Here is a 21,691-nt window from a genome sequence, read left to right as displayed (position 1 = left end):
TACCCGGACGATAAAACGACGCGGCGGCGGGCCTGCCTGCCCGCCGCCGCGCCGCATCGCGCGCCTACAGGCCCGGCAGGTCCGGCGGGCTACCGGCGGCGGCCACCGGCGTACGCAGCGCCTCGGCCTTCGGCGGATCCGGCACGCGCTTTGGCGTCGAACCGCCCAACTGGTACCAGTCGACCTTGCGGGTCACCATCATCAGCGCCGCCAGGATCAGGAACAGCAGGCCGGCGCCGAGCACCAGGGCGTTGTCTTCCGAGATCAACAGGCCGTACAGCGCGCCGTAGAGCGTGGTCAACATGGCACCGAAGCCCAGGGCGCGCACCACACTGCGCAGGACCGCGCTCAGATAGAACACCAGCAAGCCGATGCAGGCCACGCTCGCGGCCAGATAAGCCAGGCCGAAGGCGAAATGTTCGCTCAGGCTGACCAACAGCAGGAAGAAGATCGCCAGGGCCAGGCCGACCAGGCCGTACTGGATCGGGTGGATGCGCAACTGCTTGATCAACTCGAACATGAAGAAACCGACGAAAGTCAGCAGCACGAACAGCAGGCCGTACTTGGTCGCGCGGTCGGCCTGCGAATACACGTTGACCGGGTCCTTCAAGGTCACCTGGATGGCGTTGATGTCGCCGCCGGGCTCGTTGCCGATGTCGCCGTCGCCGGCCACCGACACGGTCGGCAGGATCGAACCGGCCAGGTACTGGCGCTGGGCGTTGGTCGCCACCGACGAGACCTGCCATTCGGCGCGAAAGCCTTGGTCGCCGATGTCGTCGGAATGCGGCGGGAAACTGCCGCCGTAGTTCGGGTGCGGCCAGGTCGAGCTCAGGGCGAATCGGTTGCTCTTGCCCAGGGGCACCAGCGCCAGCGATTCGGTGCCGCCCAGGGCGAAGTCGAGGTCGGTCTGCAGGCGCAACGAACTGCCCGCCGCCGGCGCCGCCAGACGCGCATGGATGCCGCCGCCGTCGCGCGCGCCGAGGCCGTCCTCGATGGTCGCCTCGGCGCCGTCCAGGCGCAGTTTCGGACTGCGCAGGCCGCGCACGTCGGCGAAGCCGTAGCTCAGCCACGGCCGGCCGATCGTCCGGCGGCGCTCGGATTCGGTCTGCTCAGCGCTCGGCGCCGGGTCGGCCGGTATGGTCGCGGCGAAATCGGCCTTGGCCTTGCCCTTCCATTCGTAGACCCGGACCTGGTGCAGGCCGAGCTTGCGCACCTTCGGCACGATCTCGCCTTCGACGTCGAGTTTGTTCGGGAAGAAGGTCCATCGACCCTGTTCGCGACGCTGGACGCGCTTGATGGTGCCGTCGAGGTCCTTTTGCTCCTCGACCCAGGAATCCTCGTACGGCACCACCAGCGCCGGGCCGGAGAACGCCTGCGCGCCGGCATAGCTGCGGGCGATGCGGGCCACCGCCTGGGCGCGATAGCTCTGTCTCTCCTCGATCACGCCGCCGATCATCAACAGCGGAATGAGTATCGCCAGGGTCATCCCCAGCACCATCAACATCTTCAGCCACACACGCATGTCCCGCTCCTGTCCGCTACGTTGGACGGCAGGTTGCGCCGGCTGTGCGGGGGCGCGATGGCGCAGGCGTGTGTTGTCGGTGAAGCAATGGTGAAGCGGGGTCGGCGCCGCCGGACGGCTCAGCCGCGCACGATCAGGCTGGCGCGCGCGCCGCCCTCTTCGCGATTGACCAGTTCGGTCTCGCCGCCGTGCAGCGAGGCCACCTCGGCGACGAAGCACAGGCCCAGGCCGCTGCTGCGGCTGCCGCCGGACGGGCGCGGCAAGGAATAGAAACGCTCGAACACCCGGCTCAGGGCATAGTCGGGAATGCCGGGACCGCGGTCGCTGACATCGACGCGCTGGTATTCGCCATCGCGTTGCAGGCGCAACACGATCTCGCCGCCGCGCGGCGAGAAATCGGCGGCGTTGTCGATCAGGTTGATCAAGGCCTGGCGCAGCAGGAAGGCGTCGCCGCGCACCGGCGGCAGGTTCGGCTCCAGGTCGAGCAGCAGCTTGGCGCCGGAGCGGTCCAGGCGCTGCATGCATTGCTCCAGCGCCTCGCGCACGATCGCCGCCAGCGCGACCGGCTCGGGCCGCTCCAGGCGCTGGCGATGTTCGACCGCGGCCAGCGCCAGCAGCTTGTCGATCATCTGCGCCAGGCGCTCGGCCTGGCCGCGGATGCTGGCGGCGAAACGGGCGCGGTCGGCATCCGGCATCGGCGCGTCGCCGGGCGGCGATTCGAGCAGTTCGGCGCTGCCGCGGATCGCCGCGAGCGGGCTCTTCATCTCGTGGGTCAGGGTGTGCACGTATTGCTCGACGTACTGCTTGCCCTCCAGGCGCGTGCGCATGGTTTCCAGCGCGCGCCCCAGCTCGCCGAACTCGCCGGCCGCGCGCGGCGGCGTGGCGCGGTCGCCGGCGGTGACCGCATGCGCATAGCGCCGCAGCAGGCCGATCTGGCGCGACAGCCACCACGACACGCCCAGGCCGATCGCCAGCGCCGCGCCCATCAGCACGAAGCCCCAGCGCGTCACCACGGTCTGGCTGCGGGCGATGAAAGGCGCGATCGCGCTGTTCGGCTTGGCGACGGTCAACGAGCCGATGACCTGGCCGTTGTCGGCGCGGATCGGCGCGGCCACGTGCATGATCGTGGTTTCCGGATGGCCCGGGTCGGTCGCGCTGGAACGCGCGCCGTAACGCCCGCGCAGGGTCAGGTACACGTCGTTCCAGCGCGAATAGTCCTGGCCGACGTCCTGGCCGCTGCTGTCGAACACGACGATGCCGCGCGCGTCGGTGATGTAGACGCGGTAGTTCGCCGCGCGCTTGCGGAAACCCCAGATCGCCGCGCCGACGTCGCGCTGGCCGAGCGCGCGCACGCGCTTGGCGAAATCGCCCTGGTTGATGCGGCCGGCGACGAAATCGTCGGTCGCCAGCTCGGCCAGCACGTTGGCGGTGTCGACCAGGGTGTCTTCCATGGCCTGGCGCACGCCCGGTTTGACCTCGGCGACGAACACCCGCGCCAGCAGCAGCGCGGCCACCGCCACGATCAGGAAATACCCCAGGAAGATCCGCAGGCCGATCCGCATCGGGCGCCCGCCTACGAGGCTTCGAGCGAGTAGCCCAGGCCGCGATGGGTGCGGATGGGGTCGCGGTCGGCGGCGACCTCGCGCAGCTTGGCGCGCAAGGTCTTGATGTGGGTGTCGACGGTGCGGTCGCCGCTGTCGAGGGCATCGCCCCAGACCCGGTCCATCAGCTGCGCGCGCGACAACACCGCGCCCGGGCGCTGCAACAGCGCGGCGAGCAGGCCGTATTCGTAGCGGGTCAGGTCCAGGGCCTGGCCGCGGTAGCGGATGCGCTTGCCTTCCAGGTCGTGGACGAAACCGTCCTCGACCGCCGCCGTCTCGGCCGCGCCGCCGCGCGCGCGCCGCAACACCACCCGCACGCGGGTGGCGAGCTCGCGCGGCGAGAACGGCTTGGTGACGTAGTCGTCGGCGCCGATCTCCAGGCCGAGGATGCGGTCGGCCTCGGCGTTCTGCGCGGTCAGGAAGATCACCGGCAGGTCGCGGCCGCGGCGCAGCTCGCGGCACAGGGCGAAGCCGCCGATGTCGGGCAGGCCGATGTCGAGCACGGCCAGGTCGAAGGCGACCCGCGCGGCCTCGCGCAGCGCCTCGCCGCCGGTCAGGCAGTGCACCGCCTCGAAGCCTTCGGCGCGCAGCGCGTACAGCACGGTGTCGGCAATGGCGGATTCGTCTTCGACGAGCAGGATGCGCATGGGGCAGAGATTGGGGTTCGGGAGAGTGGATTCGGGAGTGGGGATCGGAAAAGCGCTAATGCCGCCCATGATGCCTTGCCGGGCCTCCGGCTGCCGCTCCGGGAAACGCCGCGGCGGCTATGGCCCCATAATGCCCCCCGGCGTCATGCCGTCGGTGCCATGCCCCTCGGCCCTATGCCGGCGCGTCTCCTCTTCGAATCCCCCTCCCGAATCCCGAATCACGGCCTCAATGAACTATCGCCACGCCTTCCATGCCGGCAACCACGCCGATGTGCTCAAGCACGTCGCCCTGCTGGCCCTGTGCGATGCCCTGACCGTCAAGCCGGCGCCTCTGTTCGCCCTGGACACCCACGCCGGGCGCGGGCTGTATCCGCTCGACGGCAATTCGGCGCTGCGCACCGGCGAAGCCGAGGGCGGCATCGGCCGCCTGCTGGCCGAGGCGCCGAAGCAGGCCGCGATCACCCGCTACCTGGCCGCAGTGCGCGCCTGCCGCAACGAGCACGGGCCTGCGGCCTATCCGGGCTCGCCCTGGCTGCTCGCGCACGCCTTGCGCGAGGACGACCGCATCGCCGCCTGCGAGCTGCAGCCGGAAGAAGCCACGCAGTTGGAGCATCACTTCAAAGCCGACGCGCGCATCGCGGTGCACGGGCGCGACGGCTACGCGGCGATGAAGGCCATGTTGCCGCCGAAGATCGGCGCGACCCGCTACAACCGCGGTCTGGTCCTGATCGACCCGCCTTACGAGGCCCAGCTCGAAGAGTTCGACACCGCCCTCGGCGCGCTGCGCGACGCCCTCGCCCGCTGGCCGCAGGGCTGCTACGTGCTGTGGTATCCGATCAAGCGCCGGCGCGCGCTGCAACCGTTCTACCGCCGCGCCGCGACTCTGCCGGCCAAATCGATCCTGACTGCCGAACTGCTGGTGCGCGCCGACGATTCGCCGCTGCGCATGAACGGCAGCGGCCTGCTCATGCTCAACCCGCCGTGGCAGTTGGACCAGACCCTGGCCCCGGCGCTGTCGGTGCTCGCGCGCACCCTCGGCGAGACCCCGGACGCCGCGGCCGCGATCCAGTGGCTCAAGCAGGCCGACTGAGCCGCGTCCGGCACCGGCGCAGGCGCCTGCACAGGCTCGCTGCAATGCAGCCAGACGCCAAGGAGCGCTGGCTTTCGATGACCACCTGCGATTGCATTCGCCGCATCGCCGCGCGCCGGAGGAGGCCGGTCCAGGCCGGCCGGCAGACGCCGAAAGCCCGCTAAAACCCGCACGAACCGACCGCGGCGCAATTCCGCTGCCGTGTCGACGCGCCGGCACGGCCGCGACCGGTCGCTTGCGAGCGCTTCGATCCGGGCGTATCACTCCCGGGCCCAATGAAGGGTCAATGAGAGGGAGTTCGAATGTCCAGGAAGAAGATTTCGTTCCTTGCGATCTGCGCGTTCGCGTTCGGCATCGGCATCGCGTCGACCGCCGGCGCCGCCGGCTGCAACAACACCTGCCGGCTCGGCTGCGAGACCGCATTGACCAACTGCGAGAACAACGGCGGCACCCAGTGCTACCTGACCTACTCGCAGTGCTATCGCCGCTGCGGCTGCATCCTGCCCTGACCGATCGCTGCCTTCACCGAGAGCGATCGCGGCACGGCCGGGGAGAGCCCGCTCTCTCCGGCCGTCGACCCCGCGCAGCCACGGCCTCCGCTGGCGGCTCCCTCGCTGTAACGACCGGAGCGAGCCGCGAAAGCTCAGCCCGCGCCGTCCGCTCGGCTGCCGGCCCGCGGCCGGCGCATGTCGACCAGGTCCAGGCCCAGCGCGATGCCGTTGCGCTGTTCGCGCACCACCTGGAAGCCGTGGCGGGCGTAGAAGGCGCGGCTGTGCTGGGTGGTCTCGATCACGGTCGAGGCGAACGCCGGGTCGGCGTCGATCCGGCGCAGTCGCTCCAGCAACAGGCGCTCGCCGAGCCCGCGCCGGTGCAGATCGCGGCGGACCATCCCCCAGAACAGCACCGCGACGCTGGCGTCGCCATCGCTGGCGGCATAGCCGCCGCAGGCGACGATGCCTTCGCCGTCGAGTTCGATCACCCAATAATCGTCCATCGCGTCGAGGGTCTCGACGAATTGCGCGCGTTCGTTCGCGGCGAAATACTCCGGCATGTTGCCGTCGAACAACGCCAGGCAAGCGGCGCGGTCCTCGGCCCGATAACGGCGCAGGCCGGGCTCGCTCGATGCGGGCTCGCTCGATGCGAGCTCGTCCGATACGGGCTCGTCCAATGCTGGCCGGCTCGCCATCGGCGCGCTCAATAACAGTCCCAGTGATAGGACACGCGGCTGAAATCGGCGCGAGCGAGATCGGCGGGGTCGATGAAGAAATTGGCGATGCCCGAGTCGCCCCACATCAGCGCGTCGTCGCTGTCGAGCTGGAACAGCAGCAGGCGGCGGTCCGAGGGCTCGCGCGGGTCGCTCTGGGTGAAGTCAGGATAGCCGCCAAGCTTGTGGCCGGAGCGCGCGAGGTAATCGCGCAGTGCGTCCTGCAGGTCCTCTTCGCTCTGGCCGGGGTGCTCGCTGCGGTAGCGCTCGATCAACGGTTCCACGCCGCCCTCCAGGGCCTGGCCGAACCGCGCGTCGTTGACGCCGATGGTCTCGTGGTCGGCGGTGAAGCGCATGCGCCGCGGCTTGGCCGGGTCGAACGGCAACGAATCGGTGCCGGCGGTCGCCTTCGGCGGCGCGATCGCCGCGGCCGACAGCTCCGACCAGTACACCACCCGGAAACCGGTCTGCTTGGCCAGCGCGTCCATGCGGCCCGCGCCATGCGCGTCGTCGAGCGCGGCGCCGTAGTAGTCGTCGCCGGAGATGAAGAACTGCAACAGACCCCGCTCCGGGTAGCCCGGCATCTTCGGCACTTCGGCCAGATTGATCTGGGCCAGCAGGAACAGGGGCCGGCCCTTGGCGTCGCGCGGATAGTCGCGCCCGGCCGCCCAATAGGCTTGGCCGCCGACCTTGCTGACGCCGGTGTCGTCGCGCGCCAGCGCGCTCAACTCGATCCGCGCCACCGGCCGCTGGGTCTTGCGCAGCGCTTCGTCGGCGGGCGCGAGCACCGCCTTGGCCTGCGCATCGTCGTCGGTCTTGCCGCAACCGGGCGCTTGCTCGCCGCTGTCGGGCAACCCGGCGTCGGCGCGGGCCTGCGCCGCGCCCTGCTCGATCCGGCCTTCGATACCGCGATACACCGCGTAGCCCACGCCGGCGACCGCGGCGACGCCCGCGGCCACGATCGCCATCGACAACAACACCGCGGTTCCCGTCTTCATCGCCTGCCGTCTCTAGGTGGTTTGCCGTTCGGGCGGATTATCGCCGAGAAAACGCCGGACGCAGATCGGGGGCGAAGCCCAGGCCAAGAAAAAGCCGGAAGCGCGAGCGCTTCCGGCTTGATCGTGGTCTTCGCGGGCGCTCTACGCGCCCTCGCCGCCGGCTCAGTCGCCCGACTTCAGGTCCGGCTCGAAGAAGCTCCAGCGCACTTCCGGGAAGGCCTGCTTCATCGCCCGCTCGACCGTGTCGATCTGCTCGGTCAGGGCCGCCACGCTCTGCTCCTCGCGCATCTGCGCCTGCACCGACACCATCACTTCGTTGCCGAGCTGCAGGGTGATCAGGCTGATCACGTGGGCGATTTCCGGGCGGCCGTCGAGGAACTCGCGGATCTGCTGCTGGCGCTGCGGATCGACGCTCTGGCCGATCAGCATCGCCTTGACCTCGATCGCCACGAACACCGCGACGATGATCAACAGCGCGCCGATGCTGATGGTGCCGATGGCGTCCCAGATCGGGTTGCCGGTGGCCACCGCCAGCAGCACCGCCGCCAGCGCCAGCACCAGGCCCAGCAACGCGGCCAGGTCTTCGCCGAAGATCACCACCAGTTCGGCCTGGCGGCTCTCGCGGAACCACTGCCACAGCGAGCGTTGGCCGCGCGCCTTGGCGACTTCCTGCAGGCAGGCGCGCATCGAGACCGCCTCGGCGACGATGCCGAAGGTCAGCACGCCGGCCGCCCACCACCACTGCTTGAGCGGTTCGGGGTGCTGCAGTTTGTGGATGCCCTCGTACAGCGAGAACATGCCGCCGACGGTGAACAACATCACCGCGACCAGGAACGACCAGAAATAGATCGCCTTGCCGTAGCCGAGCGGATAGTCCGGCGATGGCGGCCGCTTGGCCTGCTTCAGGCCCAGGATCAGCAGGCCCTGGTTGCCGCAGTCGGCCAGGGAGTGCACGGTCTCGGCCAGCATCGCGCTAGAACCGGTGAAGTACGCCGCCACGCCCTTGGATACCGCGATGGCGAAATTGGCACCAAGTGCGAACAGAATTGCGCGGGTCGAATCGCCACCACCGGCCATGACAACGTTGCTCCTTGAGGTTCAGCGGCGGAGTCTAGCATTGCCGATGCTGGCCGTTGAGGCACGGCCGGCGGCGCGTCAGCGCCGGCATTCCGGGGGTTTCCCGCGGGACGGCGCCAGCCGCCCCCGCGGAATCGGCGCTTCAGAACCCGGCCCGGAACCCTGCCTCAGAAGCGATAGGTCACCGTGCCGGTGAGGTTGCGGCCGTTGCCGGTGAAGCAGTCGCCGAACGCCCGGCACGGCGCGTAGTACTGCTTGTCGGCCAGGTTGGTCAGGTTGAGGGTGAACGACCACTGCGGCAGGTCGAACGACACCAGCGCATCGGCCAGGGTGTAGCCCGGCGTGCGCAGACTGCCGTTGCCGCCGGTCGACAGGGTCGAGCCGACGTGGCGCACGCCGGCGCCGAGACGGATGCGGCCGCTGTCGCCCCAGTCGAACTGCTTCACGCCCCAGACCGAGGCGAGCTCCTTCGGCACGTCGGCGAGCTGGCGGTCGACCTCGGGGGCGAAATTGCTGCGCGTCACTTCGGCTTCGTTGTAGCTGTAGCTCGCGGTGAGGTAGAAGTCGTTGGCCAGGGTGTGGGTGGCCTCGAGCTCGATGCCTTTGGAGCCGACCTCGCCGGTCTGCACCGAGTTGAGCACGTTCTCGGGGTCGTTGGTCTGGCGGTTCTTCTCGCGGATGTCGTACACCGCCAGGGTCACCAGCGTCTGCTCGCGCGGCTGCCACTTCAGGCCCACCTCGTACTGGCGGCCTTCCTGCGGCTTGAACGGCTGGCTGAAGAAATCCAGGCTGCCGATCGGCAGGAACGACTCGCTGTAACTCAGGTACGGCGAAAAGCCGTGGCCGGCATCGACGATCACGCCGGCGCGGTAGCTGGTGGCGTAGTCCTCGATCCGCGGCTGCTCGCCGACCTGGGTGCGTGCGCGGTCGCGGCGCGCGCCGAGCACGGCGATGACGCGTTCGCCCCAGCGGATCTGATCCTGCACGTAAACGCCGACCTGGGTCTGGTCCTGGCGCGGCTGCGGCGCGAGTTCGGGCAACACGTAGTCGCCGTAGACCGGCGCATAGGCATCGATCGGCGTGGTCGCGCCGAAGCCGGTCATCGCGGTCTGGCGGAAACGCAGGTAGTCGACGCCGGCGAGCACGGTGTGGCGCAGCGCGCCGGTGGCGAAATCGACCTGGACGTTGTTGTCGGCCGTCAGCGTGTCGATGCGCGGGTTGCTGAGGTAGGCCGAGCGCGGCAGCACCCGCTGTGCGGCATCGAGGAAGGGGTTGTCCGGGTTCGAGTAGACGTCCGGGTAGATCTCGGTGAAATCGGTGCGCGACTTGGCGTAGCGCAGGCTGCTGTTGAAGCGCCAAGCGTCGGAGAAGGCGTGCTCGAACAACACCGTAGCGCTGGCCTGACGGCTGTCGAGGCGGTCGGCGCCGGGTTCGCCGAGCAGGCGGTGGTTCGGCAGGCGCCGGCCCGGCGGCGCGCGCAGGGTCGAGACTACCGGCAGGAACTGCTGGCTCGAACCGCTCTCGTCTTTCTGCAACAGGCCGAGGACGCTCAGCTGGGTGACGTCGGAAATGCGCCAGGTCAGCGACGGCGCCAGCACCAGGCGGTCGTCGGGCATGTGATCGGTCTGCTGCTGCGCATCGCGCGCCACGCCGACGATGCGGCCGGCGACGGTGCCGGCCTGGTCGAGCGGGCCGGTCAGGTCGAACTGCAGTTGTTTGCGTTGATGGCTGCCGTAGCTCAGGCCGATTTCGCCGGCACTGTGGAATTGCGGGCGCTTGCTGACCAGGTTGAACACGCCGCCGGAACCGCCGGCGCCGTACAGCATCGACGAGGGCCCGCGCAGCAGTTCGGCGCGCTCCATCGTATAGACCTCCGGGCGCGGCACCAGGCTGGAACCGATCTGCCGGGTCATGCCGTCGAGGAAGGACACCGGCGAGAAGCCGCGCACCAGCGAGCCGTCGCTGCGCGTGTCCAGACCATAGGCTTCGCTGTAGGCGCCGGCCGAATAGCGCAGGGTTTCCTGCAGGTTCTGCACGCCGCGGTCGGCGGACTGCTCGGCGGTGATCACGCTGATCGCCTGCGGGGTCTCGATCAGGCGGGTATCGGTCTTGGTCGCGGTGGTGGCGCGGTCGGCGAGCACGACCACCGCGTCCAGGCGCTTGGCCTCGCGCTCGGCGTCGTCGGCGAAGGCGGCGCCGGCGCCCAGCGCGGTCAGCGCGAACAACAGCCCCCGGGCGAGACCCTGCGGACGAGGCGAAAGCGGCGAGTGCGAAAAAATCATCAGTGATAGTCCGAGGCTGGGCGATGGAGCGGCGGCGGCACCCCAGCGGCGCCCTGGCCGCACGCGGACGCAGCACGCCTGCGACACGGGCGAGACTTCGTCCGGGCGGCGGCGTGGAAGGGTGGGCATCTGGCTGAGCCCGGCGGCTTGAAACGGCGCGGGCGTCTGGCTGGCCTGGGGGGCGGTTGTCATGCCGGCGAGTCGGCGGCATGATGCGAGCAATTCTCATTTCAAGCATCGACTGCGTCAAGAAATAAGTAACCTCAAGCACACTGTCGCGAGGGCCCCGCCTTTCGCCTCCCGACATGTAATCGCGGGCCAGGACATGCCGCCGGTCGGACCGGCGTCACCCCGGCCTAAAGATGAAGGGCGAAGTCCGTCACAATGTGCCAATATCCGACCATGGCCACGCGTGAACGTTTGCCGCCCTGGCATGAACGCCAGCGTCTTCCCAACGGACGCGAAATACTGATTCGTCCGGTGCGTCCGGAAGATGCCGAGCCCCTGCGAGCGGGCTTCACCCTGCTGCAACCCGACGAGGTGCGGCAGCGATTCCTATACGCGCTGAAAGAACTCACGCCGGAAATGGCCGAGCGCTTCACTCGGATCGATCCGCGCACCGAGTTCGCTTTGGTCGCGGCCGAACCCCTGCCTCCCGGCGAAGCCCTGGTCGGCGCGGTCGCCCGCGTCGCCATCGACGAGCGCAGCCACGACGCCGAGTTCGCGATCCTGGTCAGCCGCTACATCGCCAACATGGGCCTGGGCCGTTATCTGATGACGCGCCTGGTCAAGTGGGCGCGCGGCAAGAAGGTGCATCGCCTGTACGGCGAGGTGTTCGAGCACAACACGCCGATGCTGTCGCTGGCGCAGTCGCTCGGCTTCGAGCGCGAGTTCCGGCAGGACTCGCCGGGCCTGATCCGGGTGGTGCTGGACCTGCGCTCGAAGGCCGCACGCGCGGCAGAGCAACAGGCCGGCATACGCAAGATCGGCGACAACCCCGGCGACGACAGCAACGAACCCTGAGCGGCCCACGCGGCGCCGCAACCCCTCGCCGGCGCCCAAGGCCCGGTGCACCCTATCGTTTCGGCTCGTCCGCAACTGCGGCGGTCATCCGTGCGGCGCATGATCGCAGGCACGGCTGAGCCAATCGCCAGGAACGGCACAACAGCCGATAGCGACAACGGCCGCCGCGGCGACGCCTGCCGCTGAGTCAACGCCGCCTCCGTGTCGCCGTCCTCACGCCGCCCCGGCGAGTACATCCCGCACCGCGATGCCGGTCGCGCAGGACAGCAGCTTTCACCGACCGCCTGCGCAAAGCGCGCAACCGCCCGCCCGGGAGCCGCGGCCGATCCACTAAACTAGCCGACTCCATGAAATCATCTCCCTCTCCCGTGTCCCTGCTGCCCAAGATCGGCCAGCAGCGCGCCTGGTGGCGTGCGCCGGCCTCGCCTTCCGCCCTGGCCTGGGCGATCGCCCGCGCCGCAGCCGAGCACGACGGCCCCCTGCTCGCGATCGCGCGCGACAACCACGGCGCGCACCAGCTCGAATCGGATCTGCGCACCCTGCTCGCCAGCGACGGCGCCATGCCGGTGCTGCCGTTCCCGGACTGGGAAACCCTGCCCTACGATCTGTTCAGTCCGCACCCGGACATCGTCTCGCAGCGCCTGGCGGCCTTGCATCGCCTGCCGACGCTCAAGCGCGGCATCGTCGTGGTACCGGTGCAGACCTTGCTGCAGCGGCTCGCGCCGCTGCGCCACGTTGTCGGCGGCAGCTTCGACGTCGCGGTCGGCCAGCGCCTCGACCTGGACGCGGAAAAACGCCGGCTCGAATCGGCCGGTTACCGGCACGTGCCGCAGGTGCTGGATCCGGGCGACTTCGCCGTGCGCGGCGGCCTGCTCGACGTGTATCCGATGGGCGCCGACTCGCCGTTCCGGGTCGAGCTGCTCGACGACGAAATCGAGACCATCCGCGCCTTCGACCCCGAATCGCAGCGCTCGCTCGACAAGATCGATGCGGTGCGGCTGTTGCCGGGCCGCGAAGTGCCGCTCGACGATGCCTCGCTCAAACGCGCGCTCGATGCGCTGCGCGAACGCTTCGACCTCGACACCCGGCGCAGCGCGCTGTACCAGGACCTCAAGTCGGGCATCGCGCCGTCCGGCATCGAGTACTACCTGCCGCTGTTCTTCGAGCAGACCGCGACCCTGTTCGACTACCTCGACGAACGCGCGCTGCCGGTGATCGCCGACGGCGCGCTCGACGCCGCCGACGCCTTCTGGGCCCAGACCGGCGAACGCTACGAGCAACGCCGGCACGATCTCGAACGCCCACTGCTGCCGCCCGACGCGCTGTACCTGACTCCGGTCGGCCTGCGCGAAAAACTCAACCAGGGCGCGCGCGTCGAGCTGTGCGGCGAGCAGCATCCGCAACGCGCCAAAGCGCTCGCGCTCGGCGACCAGCCGGCGCCGACCCTGCCGGTCGCGGCGCGCGACGCCGCTCCGGCCGAAGCGCTGAAGTCGTTCCTCGCCACCTATCCCGGCCGGGTGCTGATCGCCTCCGACACTGCCGGCCGCCGCGAGGCCCTGCTCGAAGTGCTGCAGGCCGCGGGCCTGAAGCCGGACGTGGTCGCCGACTGGAACGCCTTCGCCAACGGCGCCGCGCCGAGCCGCTTCGCCATCGCCGTGGCGCCGTTCGACGACGGCTTCGCCGTGGTGGAGCCGCCGCTGGCGGTGCTGACCGAACGCCAGTTGTTTCCCGAGCGCGCCGCGCAGCCGCGCCGGCGCAAGCGCGTCGGCCGCGAGCCCGAAGCGATCATCCGCGACCTCGGCGAACTGTCCGAAGGCGCGCCGATCGTGCACGAGGACCACGGCGTCGGCCGTTACCGCGGCCTGATCGTGCTCGATGCCGGCGGCCAACCGGGCGAATACCTCGAAATCGAATACGCCAAGGGCGACCGCCTGTACGTGCCGGTCGCGCAATTGCACCTGATCAGCCGCTACTCCGGCGCCTCGGTCGAAACCGCGCCGCTGCACTCGCTCGGCGGCGAGCAATGGACCAAGGCCAAGCGCAAGGCGGCCGAGAAGGTCCGCGACGTCGCCGCCGAACTGCTCGAGATCCAGGCCCGGCGCCAGGCCCGCGCCGGCCTCGCGCTGGACGTCGACCGCTCGATGTACGAGCCGTTCGCGGCCGGCTTCCCGTTCGAGGAAACCCCCGACCAGCATTCGGCGATCGAAGCGGTGATCCGCGACCTCGGCAGCAGCCAGCCGATGGACCGCGTGGTCTGCGGCGACGTCGGTTTCGGCAAGACCGAGGTCGCGGTGCGCGCGGCCTTCGTCGCCGCCACCGCCGGCAAGCAGGTCGCGGTGCTGGTGCCGACCACCCTGCTCGCCGAACAGCACTACCGCACCATGCGCGACCGCTTCGCCGACTGGCCGTTGAAGGTCGAGGTGTTGTCGCGCTTCAAGAGCAGCAAGGAAATCAAGGCCGAACTGGAGAAGGTCAGCGAGGGCAAGATCGACGTCGTGGTCGGCACTCACCGCCTGCTGCAGCCGGACGTGCGCTTCAAGGACCTCGGCGTGGTCATCGTCGACGAAGAGCAGCGCTTCGGCGTGCGCCAGAAGGAAGCGCTGAAGGCGCTGCGCGCCAACGTGCACCTGCTGACCCTGACCGCCACCCCGATTCCGCGCACCCTCAACATGGCGATGGCCGGGCTGCGCGATCTCAGCATCATCGCCACTCCGCCGGCGCATCGCCTGGCGGTGCAGACTTTCGTCGTGCCCTGGGACGACATGCAGTTGCGCGAGGCCTTCCAGCGCGAACTCGCGCGCGGCGGCCAGGTGTATTTCCTGCACAACGACGTCGAGAGCATCGGCCGCATGAAGCGCCAGCTCGAAGAACTGGTGCCGGAGGCGCGCATCGGCGTCGCCCACGGCCAGATGGCCGAGCGCGAACTCGAAAGCGTGATGCTCGACTTCCACAAGCAGCGCTTCAACGTCCTGCTGTGCACGACCATCATCGAGTCGGGCATCGACATCCCGAACGCCAACACCATCATCATGAACCGCGCCGACAAGTTCGGCCTGGCGCAGCTGCACCAGCTGCGCGGCCGGGTCGGCCGTTCTCACCACCGCGCCTACGCCTACCTGGTGATTCCGGACAAGCGCTCGATCACCGCGGACGCGCAGAAGCGCCTGGAAGCGATCGCCTCGATGGACGAGCTCGGCGCCGGCTTCACCCTGGCCACCCACGACCTGGAAATCCGCGGCGCCGGCGAGTTGCTCGGCGAGGATCAGAGCGGGCAGATGGCCGAGGTCGGCTTCAGCCTGTACACCGAATTGCTGGAACGCGCGGTACGTTCGATCCGCCAGGGCAAGCTGCCGGATGTCGACTCGACCGATGCGCGCGGCGCCGAAGTCGAGCTGCACATCCCGGCCTTGATCCCGGACGACTACCTGCCCGACGTCCACACCCGCCTGACTCTGTACAAGCGGGTCAGCGGCGCGCGCAGCGAGGAGGAACTGCGCGAGCTGCAGGTCGAGATGATCGACCGCTTCGGCCTGTTGCCGGATCCGGCCAAGCATCTGTTCGCGGTCGCCGAACTCAAGTTGATCGCGACCGAGCTGGGCATCCGCAAACTCGACCTCGGCGAAAAGGGCGGTCGCGTGCAGTTCGTCGAGCGCCCGAACGTCGACCCGATGTCGATCATCAAGCTGATCCAGGGCCAGCCGAAGCTGTACCAGATGGACGGCCCGGACAAGCTCAAGCTCAAGCTGGACCTGCCGGACGCGCCAGCGCGCCTGGCCGCGGCGAAGGGCTTGTTGATGTTGCTCGACAAGAAGCATTGAGCGGCAGGCGCTGCTCGAACGATGAGCGCCGTGTCGCTGCCGGGGGTGTTGCCAACCAGAGCTCCGGCTCTGGTTCCCCACCCCAGTACAAACGACACTCCCGCCCCGCCCGCGCAGCTCCTAGGCTGCGCCCTCCGTCCCGCCCGAGCGCCCCATGTTCCGTCCTAGCTGCTGGCTCGCCCCGCTCCTGCTCGCCCTCGCCATCCCGGCCGCCGCCGCGCCGCCGCTGAAGACCCAGCTGAGCCAGCGCACCGTGCTCAATCTCGCCGCGGCCGAGCGGATCGCCGCCGCGGCCGCCGCCAAGGCGCGCGCCGACGGCCTCAACGTCGCCATCGCCATCGTCGACGAGGCCGGCCGCCTGCTGCATTTCCAGCGCATGGACGGCACGCCGAATTCCAGCGTCGAAGTCGCGATCGGCAAGGCCGTGCATGCGGCCAACTACCGCCGCGACACCGCGTTCCATCAGAAACTGCTCGGCGACGGCAATGCGGTCGTACTGGGCCTGCCCAGCATCACCCCGATCGAAGGCGGCGTACGCTTGCGGCTCGGCGAGCAGGTGATCGGCGGCATCGGGGTGTCCGGCGCCCAAGCGGCTCAGGACGGCGCGATCGCCCAGGCCGGCGCCGACCTGCTCCACGATTGACCCAGCGAGGACACGCCATGCGTTCGACCGCCTGCACCGCCGCGATCGTCCTGAGCCTTGCGCTCGGCGGCTGCGCCACCCGTCCGGCCGAGCCGCCGCCGGCGCTCACGTACGTGATCGTGCGCCACGGCGAGAAGAGCGGCGACGACCCCCGCGACCCCTCGCTCAGCGAGGCCGGACACGCGCGCGCCGGACGCCTCGCCGCCTCGCTGGCCGCGGTGCCGCTGCGCGCGGTCTACGCCACCGAGTATCGCCGCACCCAACAGACCGGCGAGCCGGCCGCGCGCGCGCACGGGCTCACGATCGCACGCTACGAGGCCAAGCAGGCCGCAGCCGAATTCGCCGCGTCCCTGCGCCGCGATCATCGCGAAGGCACGGTGCTGGTGGTCGGCCACAGCAACACCGCCCCGGCCATCGCCGCCGCCTTGTGCGCCTGCGAAGTCGCGCCGATGCCGGAAACCGAGTTCGACCGCCGCATGCTCGTGCGCATCGACGCGCAGGGCCAGGCGAGCTTCGAGCAAACCCGCGATCGGTGACGCCGCTCGCTTGGGCGCGCGCCCGCGCCGGCCTAGACTGCAGCCACCGCGGTCGGCCGGACCGCCCCGTGATCCGACGGAGTCGCCGATGCGCCCCTTGCTCCCCGCCCCGTTCGCCGCCGCGCTGTTGAGCGGCGTGTTCGCCCTGACCGCCTGCGCCCATGCCGGCCAGGACCCGGCCGCGGCGCGAACCGTCGCACCGGGCCAGGCCTTCCGCCTGGCGCGCGGCGAGTCGGCCAACCTGCCCGATCGTTCGCGGCTGCGCTTCGTCGCGATCAGCGCCGATTCGCGCTGCCCGCCGAAGGTGCAGTGCGTCTGGGCCGGCGATGCCGTGCTCGAGTTCGAATGGACCGGCGCCGACGGCGCGAAGTCGGCGCTGAGCTTCAACACCGTCAGCGACGCGCGTAAAAGCGTAGGCGGCTGGCGCATCGAAGTGCAGGGCCTGGACTTCGCCACGCCGCCGAACGCGACGCTCAAGCTCGAAGCCGAGTAAGCGCCGGACGCTTCGAGAAGCGGACTATTCCCAGCCTCTTTCGTGCAACACCGAGTTTCAGTGCCGTGCACGCGGCTGTATTGAAGACATGCGAACCTGCCGGCTCAGACCTGCAGGAGACCGCACCATGACCACGATCGTTGCCCCGCGCGTCCACGACCTGGGCGGATTCCAAGTCCGCCGCGCCGTGCCGAGCATCCAGGCGCGGTCGGTCGGCCCCTTCGTGTTCGTCGACCACATGGGCCCGGCGGTGTTCGAGCCCGGCCAGGGCATCGACGTGCGCCCGCACCCGCATATCGGCCTGGCCACGGTGACCTTCCTGTGGGCCGGCTCGATCGGCCACCGCGACACCCTCGGCAGCGTCCAGGACATCCACCCCGGCGACGTCAACTGGATGACCGCCGGCCGCGGCATCGCCCACTCCGAACGCACTCCGCAGGGGACGCGCGCCAGCGGTCACCCGCTGCACGGCATGCAGACCTGGGTGGCGTTGCCGCGCTCGTTCGAGGAGACCGCGCCGGCCTTCCACCACCACCCCGCCGCCACCCTGCCGCAGCAGCGCCGCGACGGCGCCTGGCTGCGCATCGTCGCCGGGCGCGGTTTCGGCGAGGAGTCGCCGGTGCGGGTCTTCGCCGACACCCTGTATGTCGCCATCGACCTCGACCCAGGCGCCGAGCTCGACATCGAGGACAGCCACACCGAGCGCGCCCTGTACCTGCTCGAGGGCGAAGCCCAGCTCGACGGTGCCGACCTGCCGGGGCGGCATCTGGTCGTGCTCGACCCCGGCACCCGCCCGCGCCTGCGCGCCAAGACCCCGCTCAAGGCCATGCTGCTGGGCGGCGAACCGCTGGATGGGCCGCGCCACCTGTGGTGGAACTTCGTCTCCAGCTCGCGCGAGCGGATCGAGCAGGCCAAGCTGGACTGGGCCGAAGGCCGATTCGGCGAGATTGCCGGCGAGCACGAATTTATTCCTCTACCTGAACGATGACGTAACGTTTGTCAACGCCTCCGAAGTGGACTATGGTCACAGGGCTGAAAGGCTCCAGCTCCGTTTTGACCTAATCGGGTTCCAGGGGGACGATCGTGAAGTCAAGGGTAAAGAGCCAGCACGCATTGCCGTGGCTGGCGTTGGTGTTCGTCGTGTGTGCGTCTGCGCAAGAACCCGCCGCTCCAGGCGCATGTCCTTTTCTACCGGCCGATTCGGGCCTGCACTGGGAACACCGTGCCGGCGCCGATTCCGACTTCTGTCGCGCACTGCGTGCCGACAACTCGGAAGCCTTCGGCCTCTACATAGCCTCCAAGTCGCCGTTCGAGCCCAAGCGCAGTGATCGCGCCGAAGCCAGCACGATCGACGGCAAGGCCATGCATTGGTACCGCGGCGAACTCGCCGGCAAGCCGAACATCCAGGTGCGCGAAACCTTGCTCGATATCGGCAACGGCAAGCATGCGCATATCTGGATGCAGGCGACCTCGCCCGAGCAACTGCGGGAGGTCATCGACCAGACCGAGGGCCTGCGATTTCCCTCGACGCGACTGAGCAGTACCAAGTAATAACACGTCGCGGGGTCGTTTTTGCGAGCCGGTTTGACTGCGGTCGCGGTTTGCTGGCCCCGCGATCGTTTTGTGACGAGTTGCGCATTTTTGAGTTGTCAGCCAGCATGAGAATCGGCCTGGCTGAATGGGGTCGTGGCGTATCGTTCCCTGGCTGAACAGGGCGTTCGTCCGGCTCTGGGCCGTCTGCAAGCCCATAACTCAAAAGGAAGACGATCATGATCAAGCGACTCGGTGCGGAGTTCATCGGTACGTTCTGGCTGGTGCTCGGCGGCTGCGGCAGCGCCGTGCTCGCGGCGAATTTCGGCGGCGACGGCAACCCGCTCGGCATCGGTCTGCTCGGCGTCTCGCTGGCGTTCGGCCTGACCGTGCTGACCGGCGCTTATGCCCTCGGCCACATTTCCGGCGGCCACTTCAATCCCGCGGTGAGCTTCGGCCTGTGGGCCGGCGGCCGTTTCGCGGCCAAGGATCTGATCCCGTACATCGTCGCGCAGGTGCTCGGCGGCCTGCTCGCCGGCTTCATCCTGTGGCAGATCGCAAGCGGCAATCCCGGCTTCGTCCACGACCCGAACGCGGCCGGCGCCTTCGCCAGCAACGGTTTCGACCTGATGTCGCCGGGCGGTTATTCGATGCACGCCGCGCTGCTGACCGAAGTGATCATGACCGCGATGTTCCTGGTCATCATCCTCGGCGCCACCCACAAGAACGCGCCGGCCGGCTTCGCGCCGATCGCGATCGGCCTGGGCCTGACCCTGATCCACCTGATCAGCATCCCGGTCACCAATACCTCGGTGAACCCGGCGCGTTCGACCGGCGTGGCCTTGTTCGCCGGCAGCGCCGCGATCAGCCAGCTGTGGCTGTTCTGGGTCGCGCCGATCGTCGGCGGCCTGCTTGGCGGCGCGGTGTATCGCTGGCTCGGCAAGGACTGAGCCGCGCGCTCGAGCAACCCGAAAAGCCGCGTCTTCGGGCGCGGCTTTTTTATGCGCGAACCGATCCGCCGCTGCGCTCGGCGCACCGATTTCCGGTTCGCCGCCTGCACCGCGAGGTCGTTGCCCGCATCAAAAAGGCCACGCTCGCGCGCGGCCTTCGTTGCGATGCGAAGCCGCCTTCGTTCAGAACTTGCCTTCCTGGAAATCGACGAAGGCCTGCATCACTTCCTGCTTGGTGTTCATCACGAACGGGCCGTACCGGGCGACCGGCTCGCGCAGCGGACGCCCGGCGACGACGATCAGGCGGCTGCCGCGGCCGCCATCGCGCAGCTTCAGCCGGTTGCCGCCGGCCAACACCGCCAGTTCCTGCGCATCGATCCCGCGCGAATCCTCGCCGTCGCCGACGGCGATGCCGCCTTCGTAGACATAGGCGAAGGCGTTATGGCCTTCGGGCAAGTCGTACTCCCACTGCGCGGAGGCGTCGAGGGCGATATCGAGATAGACCGGATCGGTCGCCGGCTGCGCGATCGGTCCGTTGGCCTCGCCGACGCGGCCGGCGATCAGCTTGACCTCGACGCCGTCGGCCGGACGCAGCTGCACGATGCGGTCTGGCGCGAACTCCTGATACTTCGGCTCGGTCATCTTCTCGCGCGCCGGCAGGTTGACCCATAGCTGGAAGCCGCGCATGCGCCCGGCCTCCTGCTCCGGCATTTCCGAATGCACCAGGCCGCGCCCGGCGGTCATCCACTGCACGCTGCCGGGCACGAGCACGCCTTCGTTGCCGTGATTGTCGCGGTGGCGCATGCGCCCGTCGAGCATGTAGGTGACGGTTTCGAAGCCGCGGTGCGGATGCTCCGGGAAGCCGGCTAGGTAATCCTCCGGGCGGTCGGTGCCGAACTCGTCGAGCAGCAGGAAGGGATCCAGATCGGGCAGCTCCGCGCCGCCGATGACCCGGGTCAGGCGGACGCCGGCGCCGTCGGAGGTCGCCTGGCCGCGCAATTTGCGGCCGACGCGGGCGTAAGCGGTAGGGGTGGCGGTGGCCATGGGTGTGCTCCTGACGGAACGCCGTATTGGCGATGGGCGCTAGAATGCCACCTCAAACATGGAACAATACCGACTTAATTGCAAACATCAGTTACACCAGTAGAACTATCTTAGACTGCCCCAGATTAGGAGTTGCTCGAGCCGCGACTGCGGGTCGCGCAGAGATGTCGAAGCCCGTCGTCATTCGTCGAAACGGGGCGCGCGTTCGCCAGGGTAGGAGCGACGTAAGTCGCGACCATGCCGTCTCCGGTTGCGACGCTTCTTGCCGCAGGACGGTGAAGCCACGGCAACAGCAAAGCTTCCGCCCCCTAAAGGGTGCGGGTAACTTTCTCGTCCCAAGCAACAAAAGAAAGTCACCAAAGAAAAGTGCTTTTCTTGCAAGGGCACCAGCCCACGCGTTCGACGCCGACGCAGGGACTTTTCATACGGGACATTCCCTGTCCCGATGAAAAACGGCCCGCATCCCTGCGGGCCGCCCTCCGGGTCCGAGATTGCCCTCGCGAGTGCGATGCGGCGCAAAGCCACTGCGACAGCCACAGCCACCGCAGTAAATCGGAGCGCGGCGACGCCCTCCCTGTAGGAGCGGCGTGAGTGGCGATCGCGGGACGCGCGGAGGCAACAACGCCCTCATCATCCATCGAAGCGGCGTCCTTTCGCCGGGGTAGGAGCGGCGCAAGCCGCGACCGCGAATCTGCGGCGGACGGCGCGGGCAATCGGGATTGCGCGGTCGCGGCTTGCGCCGCTCCTACCCAAGAGCAGCCGCGACGCGTCTGCAGTTGACGTTGACGTTGACGTTGACGTGATTTTGATCTGCTTTGCCGCTTTACCGGTCAACAGAAGACCCGGAGGGCGGCCCGCAGGGAGGCGGGCCGTGCGCAAGCAGGCCAGGGATGGCCTGTCTGGAGCATCCCTGCGTCGGCATCGATCGTGCGGGCTGGCGCTCTTGCAGGAAGAAGCACTTTTCTTTGGTGACTTTCCTTTGTTGCTTTCGACGAGAAAGTTACCCGCACCCTTCAGGGGGCGGAAGCTTTGCTGTTGCACCGCCCTGCGGCAAGAAGCGCCGCAACCGGAGACGACGCGGTCGCGACTCACGTCGCTCCTACCCTGGCGATAGCACGCCGCTTCGGCGAGTGACGAAAGCCTCGCCGCTTCTGCGCGTCTCTTGGTCGCGACTTGCGTCGCTCCTACCCTGGCGATAGCACGCCGCTTCGGCGAGTCACGAAAGCCTCGCCG

17 protein-coding genes and 1 pseudogene are annotated in these 21,691 nt (G+C 68.9%); 10 read left to right on the top strand and 8 right to left on the bottom strand.

Features of this window, described 5'->3' with window-relative positions; translation table 11 throughout:
• Nucleotides 1–157: 157 nt before the first annotated feature.
• From creD to creB, 3 genes and pseudogenes are all read right to left on the bottom strand, one after another.
• Nucleotides 158–1,522 (bottom strand): annotated as a pseudogene (creD, locus tag AC6CH2_RS18050) (cell envelope integrity protein CreD); the annotation flags it as partial.
• A 119-nt stretch (nucleotides 1,523–1,641) separates the two neighbouring features.
• Nucleotides 1,642–3,084, bottom strand: a complete 1,443-nt coding sequence (creC, locus tag AC6CH2_RS18045; protein WP_498270406.1) for a two-component system sensor histidine kinase CreC — start codon at nucleotides 3,082–3,084, stop codon at nucleotides 1,642–1,644.
• A gap of 11 nt (nucleotides 3,085–3,095) precedes the next feature.
• A complete protein-coding gene (creB, locus tag AC6CH2_RS18040; protein WP_498270405.1) occupies nucleotides 3,096–3,770 on the bottom strand; it encodes a two-component system response regulator CreB in 675 nt (224 codons plus the stop codon).
• Between the two features lie 229 nt (nucleotides 3,771–3,999).
• Between creB and AC6CH2_RS18035 the strand changes: the two genes are divergently transcribed.
• Both AC6CH2_RS18035 and AC6CH2_RS18030 read left to right on the top strand, forming a co-directional pair.
• Nucleotides 4,000–4,860, top strand: coding sequence for a 23S rRNA (adenine(2030)-N(6))-methyltransferase RlmJ (locus AC6CH2_RS18035; protein WP_498270404.1), 861 nt, complete (start codon nucleotides 4,000–4,002; stop codon nucleotides 4,858–4,860).
• A 302-nt stretch (nucleotides 4,861–5,162) separates the two neighbouring features.
• Nucleotides 5,163–5,369 carry a hypothetical protein gene (locus AC6CH2_RS18030; protein WP_498270403.1) on the top strand — a complete coding sequence of 69 codons (207 nt, stop codon included), beginning with the start codon at nucleotides 5,163–5,165 and terminating at the stop codon, nucleotides 5,367–5,369.
• Between the two features lie 134 nt (nucleotides 5,370–5,503).
• Here AC6CH2_RS18030 and AC6CH2_RS18025 read toward each other — a convergent pair whose 3' ends face one another.
• The 4 genes from AC6CH2_RS18025 to AC6CH2_RS18010 all read right to left on the bottom strand — a co-directional run bounded on the left by AC6CH2_RS18025 (nucleotide 5,504) and on the right by AC6CH2_RS18010 (nucleotide 10,421).
• Entirely contained in the window at nucleotides 5,504–6,028 is a 525-nt protein-coding gene (locus AC6CH2_RS18025) for a GNAT family N-acetyltransferase (protein WP_498270402.1), read from the bottom strand.
• A gap of 26 nt (nucleotides 6,029–6,054) precedes the next feature.
• Nucleotides 6,055–7,062, bottom strand: a complete 1,008-nt coding sequence (locus AC6CH2_RS18020; protein ID WP_498270401.1) for a YwqG family protein — start codon at nucleotides 7,060–7,062, stop codon at nucleotides 6,055–6,057.
• Between the two features lie 162 nt (nucleotides 7,063–7,224).
• Entirely contained in the window at nucleotides 7,225–8,139 is a 915-nt protein-coding gene (locus tag AC6CH2_RS18015) for a cation diffusion facilitator family transporter (protein WP_498270400.1), read from the bottom strand.
• 167 nt (nucleotides 8,140–8,306) lie between these two features.
• Nucleotides 8,307–10,421: a TonB-dependent siderophore receptor gene (locus AC6CH2_RS18010; protein WP_498270399.1), complete on the bottom strand. Its 2,115-nt coding sequence runs from the start codon at nucleotides 10,419–10,421 to the stop codon at nucleotides 8,307–8,309.
• Between the two features lie 402 nt (nucleotides 10,422–10,823).
• Between AC6CH2_RS18010 and AC6CH2_RS18005 the strand changes: the two genes are divergently transcribed.
• The 8 genes from AC6CH2_RS18005 to aqpZ all read left to right on the top strand — a co-directional run bounded on the left by AC6CH2_RS18005 (nucleotide 10,824) and on the right by aqpZ (nucleotide 19,414).
• A complete protein-coding gene (locus AC6CH2_RS18005) occupies nucleotides 10,824–11,444 on the top strand; it encodes a GNAT family N-acetyltransferase (RefSeq protein ID WP_498270398.1) in 621 nt (206 codons plus the stop codon).
• A 347-nt stretch (nucleotides 11,445–11,791) separates the two neighbouring features.
• The gene (mfd, locus tag AC6CH2_RS18000) at nucleotides 11,792–15,262 is read left to right on the top strand and encodes a transcription-repair coupling factor (protein ID WP_498270397.1); all 3,471 of its coding nucleotides are present in this window, start codon (nucleotides 11,792–11,794) and stop codon (nucleotides 15,260–15,262) included.
• Between the two features lie 154 nt (nucleotides 15,263–15,416).
• Nucleotides 15,417–15,905, top strand: coding sequence for a GlcG/HbpS family heme-binding protein (locus tag AC6CH2_RS17995; protein WP_498270396.1), 489 nt, complete (start codon nucleotides 15,417–15,419; stop codon nucleotides 15,903–15,905).
• Nucleotides 15,906–15,922: 17 nt separating this feature from the next.
• On the top strand, nucleotides 15,923–16,441 hold the full coding sequence (locus tag AC6CH2_RS17990; protein ID WP_498270395.1) for a histidine phosphatase family protein: 519 nt from the start codon (nucleotides 15,923–15,925) through the stop codon (nucleotides 16,439–16,441).
• 88 nt (nucleotides 16,442–16,529) lie between these two features.
• Entirely contained in the window at nucleotides 16,530–16,934 is a 405-nt protein-coding gene (locus AC6CH2_RS17985) for a hypothetical protein (RefSeq protein ID WP_498270394.1), read from the top strand.
• A 127-nt stretch (nucleotides 16,935–17,061) separates the two neighbouring features.
• Nucleotides 17,062–17,922 (top strand): pirin family protein, encoded by an 861-nt coding sequence (locus AC6CH2_RS17980; protein WP_498270393.1) that lies wholly within the window; start codon nucleotides 17,062–17,064, stop codon nucleotides 17,920–17,922.
• Nucleotides 17,923–18,017: 95 nt separating this feature from the next.
• Complete coding sequence (locus AC6CH2_RS17975; protein WP_498270392.1) at nucleotides 18,018–18,485, top strand: hypothetical protein; 468 nt, start codon at nucleotides 18,018–18,020, stop codon at nucleotides 18,483–18,485.
• A gap of 218 nt (nucleotides 18,486–18,703) precedes the next feature.
• The gene (aqpZ, locus tag AC6CH2_RS17970; protein ID WP_498270391.1) at nucleotides 18,704–19,414 is read left to right on the top strand and encodes an aquaporin Z; all 711 of its coding nucleotides are present in this window, start codon (nucleotides 18,704–18,706) and stop codon (nucleotides 19,412–19,414) included.
• A 183-nt stretch (nucleotides 19,415–19,597) separates the two neighbouring features.
• Here the strand turns inward: aqpZ and AC6CH2_RS17965 are convergent, their stop codons facing one another.
• Entirely contained in the window at nucleotides 19,598–20,458 is an 861-nt protein-coding gene (locus tag AC6CH2_RS17965) for a pirin family protein (RefSeq protein ID WP_498270390.1), read from the bottom strand.
• Nucleotides 20,459–21,691 lie beyond the last annotated feature (1,233 nt).

This window comes from Lysobacter sp. GQ73 (genome assembly GCF_059758755.1).
Note: the sequence above shows the minus strand (reverse complement) of the source record. Positions and strands in the feature narration are given on the sequence as shown.

What these genes read in the sequence shown, in the direction of transcription:
- AC6CH2_RS18020 (WP_498270401.1), bottom strand. Translation starts at nt 7,062, where the DNA reads ATGAAGACGGGAACCGCGGTGTTGTTGTCGATGGCGATCGTGGCCGCG.
- AC6CH2_RS18010 (WP_498270399.1), bottom strand. Translation starts at nt 10,421, where the DNA reads ATGATTTTTTCGCACTCGCCGCTTTCGCCTCGTCCGCAGGGTCTCGCC.
- AC6CH2_RS18035 (WP_498270404.1), top strand. Translation starts at nt 4,000, where the DNA reads ATGAACTATCGCCACGCCTTCCATGCCGGCAACCACGCCGATGTGCTC.
- AC6CH2_RS17980 (WP_498270393.1), top strand. Translation starts at nt 17,062, where the DNA reads ATGACCACGATCGTTGCCCCGCGCGTCCACGACCTGGGCGGATTCCAA.
- creB (WP_498270405.1), bottom strand. Translation starts at nt 3,770, where the DNA reads ATGCGCATCCTGCTCGTCGAAGACGAATCCGCCATTGCCGACACCGTG.
- mfd (WP_498270397.1), top strand. Translation starts at nt 11,792, where the DNA reads ATGAAATCATCTCCCTCTCCCGTGTCCCTGCTGCCCAAGATCGGCCAG.
- AC6CH2_RS18015 (WP_498270400.1), bottom strand. Translation starts at nt 8,139, where the DNA reads ATGGCCGGTGGTGGCGATTCGACCCGCGCAATTCTGTTCGCACTTGGT.
- AC6CH2_RS17965 (WP_498270390.1), bottom strand. Translation starts at nt 20,458, where the DNA reads ATGGCCACCGCCACCCCTACCGCTTACGCCCGCGTCGGCCGCAAATTG.
- AC6CH2_RS17985 (WP_498270394.1), top strand. Translation starts at nt 16,530, where the DNA reads ATGCGCCCCTTGCTCCCCGCCCCGTTCGCCGCCGCGCTGTTGAGCGGC.
- AC6CH2_RS18005 (WP_498270398.1), top strand. Translation starts at nt 10,824, where the DNA reads ATGGCCACGCGTGAACGTTTGCCGCCCTGGCATGAACGCCAGCGTCTT.
- AC6CH2_RS18030 (WP_498270403.1), top strand. Translation starts at nt 5,163, where the DNA reads ATGTCCAGGAAGAAGATTTCGTTCCTTGCGATCTGCGCGTTCGCGTTC.
- aqpZ (WP_498270391.1), top strand. Translation starts at nt 18,704, where the DNA reads ATGATCAAGCGACTCGGTGCGGAGTTCATCGGTACGTTCTGGCTGGTG.
- AC6CH2_RS17990 (WP_498270395.1), top strand. Translation starts at nt 15,923, where the DNA reads ATGCGTTCGACCGCCTGCACCGCCGCGATCGTCCTGAGCCTTGCGCTC.
- creC (WP_498270406.1), bottom strand. Translation starts at nt 3,084, where the DNA reads ATGCGGATCGGCCTGCGGATCTTCCTGGGGTATTTCCTGATCGTGGCG.
- AC6CH2_RS17995 (WP_498270396.1), top strand. Translation starts at nt 15,417, where the DNA reads ATGTTCCGTCCTAGCTGCTGGCTCGCCCCGCTCCTGCTCGCCCTCGCC.